This window comes from Kitasatospora putterlickiae, from assembly GCF_039527695.1.
GTDB classification, from domain to species: domain Bacteria; phylum Actinomycetota; class Actinomycetes; order Streptomycetales; family Streptomycetaceae; genus Kitasatospora; species Kitasatospora putterlickiae.
Genome location: NZ_BAAAKJ010000129.1, coordinates 11,750 through 15,888 on the forward strand (window position 1 = coordinate 11,750; position 4,139 = coordinate 15,888).

The 4,139-nt window shown below is 76.2% G+C and carries 3 protein-coding genes and 1 pseudogene; 2 read left to right on the forward strand and 2 right to left on the reverse strand.

The window, feature by feature from the left end; all coding sequences use genetic code 11:
• A pseudogene (locus tag ABD308_RS13580) lies at window positions 1-373 on the reverse strand (hypothetical protein); the annotation flags it as partial.
• A 254-nt stretch (window positions 374-627) separates the two neighbouring features.
• Here ABD308_RS13580 and ABD308_RS13585 point away from each other — a divergent pair.
• Window positions 628-2,499, forward strand: a complete 1,872-nt coding sequence (locus tag ABD308_RS13585; RefSeq protein ID WP_344333099.1) for a serine/threonine-protein kinase — start codon at window positions 628-630, stop codon at window positions 2,497-2,499.
• Between the two features lie 181 nt (window positions 2,500-2,680).
• Here ABD308_RS13585 and ABD308_RS13590 read toward each other — a convergent pair whose 3' ends face one another.
• On the reverse strand, window positions 2,681-3,220 hold the full coding sequence (locus ABD308_RS13590; RefSeq protein ID WP_344333102.1) for an SHOCT domain-containing protein: 540 nt from the start codon (window positions 3,218-3,220) through the stop codon (window positions 2,681-2,683).
• A gap of 86 nt (window positions 3,221-3,306) precedes the next feature.
• On the opposite strand from ABD308_RS13590, the gene ABD308_RS13595 reads away from it, so the two are divergent.
• The coding region (locus ABD308_RS13595; RefSeq protein WP_344333106.1) for a protein kinase at window positions 3,307-4,139 on the forward strand (833 nt) is incomplete at its 3' end.

A 4,139-nucleotide genomic window follows, 5' to 3' on the forward strand; every position in this document is an offset into this window, starting at 1 on the left:
CCCCCCCCCCCGCCGGGGCGATGGCCAGCCAGCCGACGGTGGCCTCCGCGCGGATCGGAGCGCAGCCTAACGCCGCGGCGCCGGCCAGCATCGCGAGCACCGCCAGCGCCACGGCCGGGCCCGTCCGGTGGCAGCCGCGACGGCGCCCCGGGGCGGGACCGGAGCCGCCGGCCGCGTCGGTTCCGGGGGAGGAGCCGGTGGCGGGGCCGGCGGGCGTGGCGGGGTCGGCGGGGCGGTAACCGGCCACCGGGGCACCGGGCATGCCGGGCGGCACGTACCCCTCCGGGGTCTCCGGTTCCGGCGCGACCGAGAAGTGCGGGGCCGCGGGCGGGCGGCCCGACCGGTCGTCAGCGCCCGGTGCGGATGCGGTCATGGACGTCGTGTTCCCCCCGGAAAGACGGTGAGCTGCCGCACGCTAGCAGGGCCCGGAGCGGAATCGACAGGGTTTTCGATCACGGATCGGGCACGGAGCGCCGGTCCCGGCCGGGACGCGCGCCAGGGTGGCCGGGGGTCGGGTGGTCGCGGACTCGCGGGACAGGGGATGATGGAGGCTTGGGCGTTCGGGCCCGACGCCGGTCCGACGTGCCGTCATCACGACCGCCAGCAGCACATGGGGGAACGTTCCGAATGACCCAGGCGCAGGGTTCCACCGGCCGCCTCCTGGCCGGCCGCTACCGGCTGAACGGCGTGCTCGGGCGCGGTGGCATGGGCACCGTCTGGCGCGCCGAGGACGAGATGCTGGGCCGGACGGTCGCGGTCAAGGAACTGCGGATGAACGCCAGCGTGGACGAGGACGAGAAGCACCGGCTGATCGTCAGGACCCTGCGCGAGGCCAAGGCGACGGCGCGGATCCGGCACAACTCGGCGGTCACCGTCTTCGACGTGGTCGAGGAGGACGACCGGCCGTGGATCGTCATGGAACTGGTCGAGTCCCGGTCGCTGGCGGACGTGGTCCGGGAGGACGGCCCGCTGGCGCCGGCCCGGGCGGCGGAGATCGCGCTGGACGTGCTCGGCGTGCTGAGCGCCGCGCACGCGCACGGCATCCTGCACCGGGACGTCAAGCCGTCCAACGTGCTGATCGGTGAGGACGGCCGGGTGGTGCTCACCGACTTCGGCATCGCCAGCGTGGAGGGCGACACCTCGGTGACCTCCACCGGCATGCTGGTCGGCGCGCCCTCCTACATCTCCCCGGAGCGGGCCCAGGGCCAGAAGCCCGGGCCGCCGGCCGACCTGTGGTCGCTGGGCGGCACGCTGTACGCGATGGTCGAGGGCCGTCCGCCGTACGACCGGGGCTCGGCGCTGGCCACCCTGACGGCGGTGATGACCGAGGACCTGGCCACCCCGGTGAACGCCGGGCCGCTGCGGCCGGTGATCGAGGGGCTGCTGGCCAAGGACCCGGCGAAGCGGCTGACCGCCTCGCAGACCCGGTCGATGCTCAAGCGGGTGGTCGCGGAGTCGACCGCGCGGGCCGAGTCGACGACCGAGCAGTCGGTGCCGGTCGCGGAGACCCGGGCCAAGCCGCCGGTGGGCGGGCTGCTCGGGACGGTCCGGGTGGGCGGCAAGGCCGAGGACGTCGGGAGCGGGGAGCCGACGGCGGTACCGGTCACGCCGGCGGAACCGGCGGCGGCCGAGAAGCCGGCCGAGAAGCCGGCCGAGAAGCCCGCGGAGTCCGCGGGGCCTTCGGGACCGGAGGCCGAGGCGGCCCGGCCGGTGACCAGTGAGTGGACGCTGGGCGCGACCCAGGCGGCCGGGGCGGACCCGCGCACCGGCCGGCGGCGGCTGGCCGTGGCGACGGTCGTGGTGGTGCTGCTGCTGATCGCGGGCGTGGTCGCGCTGGTCCAGGCGCTCGGCGGGTCCGGCGACGGCTCGGCGGAGGGCGCGCACGGCACCGCTCCGGTGGTGGCGGCCTCCGACACCACGCCGGACGGCGGCGAGTCGGCGCCAGCCCCGGAGAGTCCGGCCCCGGCGGAGAGCGCGGCGCCCGCGCCGGAGCCCACGCCGAGCGACACCCCGACGCCCACCCCGACCCCGACCCCGACGCCCACGCCGACCGGGGCCGTCGTGCCAGCCGGGTACCACGAGTACAAGGACCCGGCCGGCTTCTCGATCGTGCTGCCCGACTGGCTCCAGCTGTCGAGCTCGGAGTCGATCCGCCGCACCTTCAAGGGCAACGGCAGCACCCTGCGGATCGAGTGGACGACCACGCCGGGGGCGAGCGCGCTCGCCGACTGGCAGGCCGCCGAGCCGGGGCTGCGCGGCCAGGTGACCAACTACCAGCGGGTGCAGTTGCAGTCCGTCGCCTACCGGGAGTGGACCAACGCCGCCGACTGGGAGTGGATCAGCGGCAACCCGCGGATGCACTCGCTGAACCGGGGCTTCGTCACCGGCTCCCCGGCCAAGTACGGCTACGCGATCTACTGGACGACGCCGGACGCAGACTGGGCCGCCAACGCCGAGGCCCGGCAGACCGCCTTCGACACCTTCCAGCCCGCGCTGTGATTCGCCGGCTCGCCTCCGGGGCGCTCCAGCCCGGTGCCGACGGTCGGTGGGCGCGGCGCCACCTCCTTCGTCGGCGGCTTGGCCCTTCTCCCTTTCGGCACCGGCGCGCCCCTTCGGCGCTGTGATTCGCCGGCTCGCCTCCGGGGCGCTCTGATCCGGTGCCGACGGTCGGCGGGGCCGGTCAGCCGATGAGGCGTTGCTTCGCGCGGGTGAACTCGTCGTCGGTGAGGGCGCCGGCGGTGTGCAGGGCGGCCAGCCGTTCCAGCTGCTCCAGCAGGTCGGCGCCGGAGGTGTTGGCCGCGGGAGCCGGGGCGTCGGCGGGCGTCCTCCGGGAGGCCTCGCGGGCCAGCCGGGCGGTGGCCCGTATCCGCTCGGCGAAGATCTCCGCCTTGGCCACGTCCTCGTAGCGGTGCGAGCCGGTCAGCGCGACCACCAGCAGCACCTCGCCGTTGATCCTGGTCTTGGTGACGGTCGCGTCGGTGACCGCCTCCAGCGCAACCGGGACCGGAGGCTTGCCGTCCTTGAGGAAGAGCAGCCGGTGGGTGGTCAGAACCAGGACGCCCTTGCGGAAGTGGTCGGGGTGGCGTCCCGCGGTGGAGGCGACCGGCTTCTCGTCGGGGGCGACGTTCGCCTCGACGGTGCGCAGGGCCTCGGCCCTGTTGCCGTTGTTGCTGCTGCCGGCCATGTCGAAGGCCGCGTCGATCAGATCGGTCCAGTCCATGGACCGAGGGTAATCCGGGACGCGCGCGACGCATCCCGGGGCCGGGCGAGGGCCTAGGCTTGGGCGGTGAGCGGAGAGGAACACGCATGCGAGCGGGTCCGGGGCAGGTGCTGGCGGGGCGTTACCGGCTGACGGACCGTCCGGAGGTGCCGGACACGGTCGCCGTGGACGAGCGGAGCGGCGACGTCGTGGGGCTGCGCGGGTGGGAGCTGCCCGCGTCGCTGACCGGGGATCAGGGGCCGGACGGGGACGGGTCGGAGCGCGGGGAGCGGCTGGTGCGCCGGGTGGCGGCGGTCGGTGCCGCCGCGCCGCGGCACCCGCGGCTGCTGCAGGGAGCCGGCTCGTTCGTCGAGGGCGAGCTGCTCTGGACCGTCGAGGAGCGGCCGTCCGGGCTGCCGCTGGCCGGGCTGCTCGCGGAGGGTCCGCTGCCGCCGTACCGGGCGGCGGAGATCGCGGCGGACCTGGCCGCGGCGCTGCGGGCGCTGCACGACGCGGGGCTGACGCACGGGAACCTGACGGCGGCGTCGGTGCTGGTCTGCGAGGACGGCGCGGCGCTGCTGGGCGGGCTGCTCCCGGGCGTGGCCGAGGAGGTGCTGGCCGAGGAGCTGGGCGGCCCGGGCGGCAGGCGCCGCTACGAGGTCCGGGCCGAGCTGGTCGGGGCGGTGGCGGAGCGCTGGCCGCTGGACGGCGGTCCGGCCGGAGACTGCTGGGCGCTCGGGGTGCTGCTGCACCGGATGGCGACCGGCCGCGCGCCGTACCCGGAGAGCGGGGTGCCGGAGCTGGTGACGGCGGTGCGGGAGGGCCGGCGGGTGCCGTCGGAGGCGTGCGGGCCGCTGGGGCCGCTGGTGGAGCGGCTGGTGCAGCCCGATCCGGCGCGGCGGCCGACGGCGGCGGAGATCCGGCTGGAGCTGGCGGCGCT

Coding starts and splice junctions, on each gene's coding strand:
- ABD308_RS13585 (WP_344333099.1), top strand. CDS start 628: ATGACCCAGGCGCAGGGTTCCACCGGCCGCCTCCTGGCCGGCCGCTAC.
- ABD308_RS13590 (WP_344333102.1), bottom strand. CDS start 3,220: ATGGACTGGACCGATCTGATCGACGCGGCCTTCGACATGGCCGGCAGC.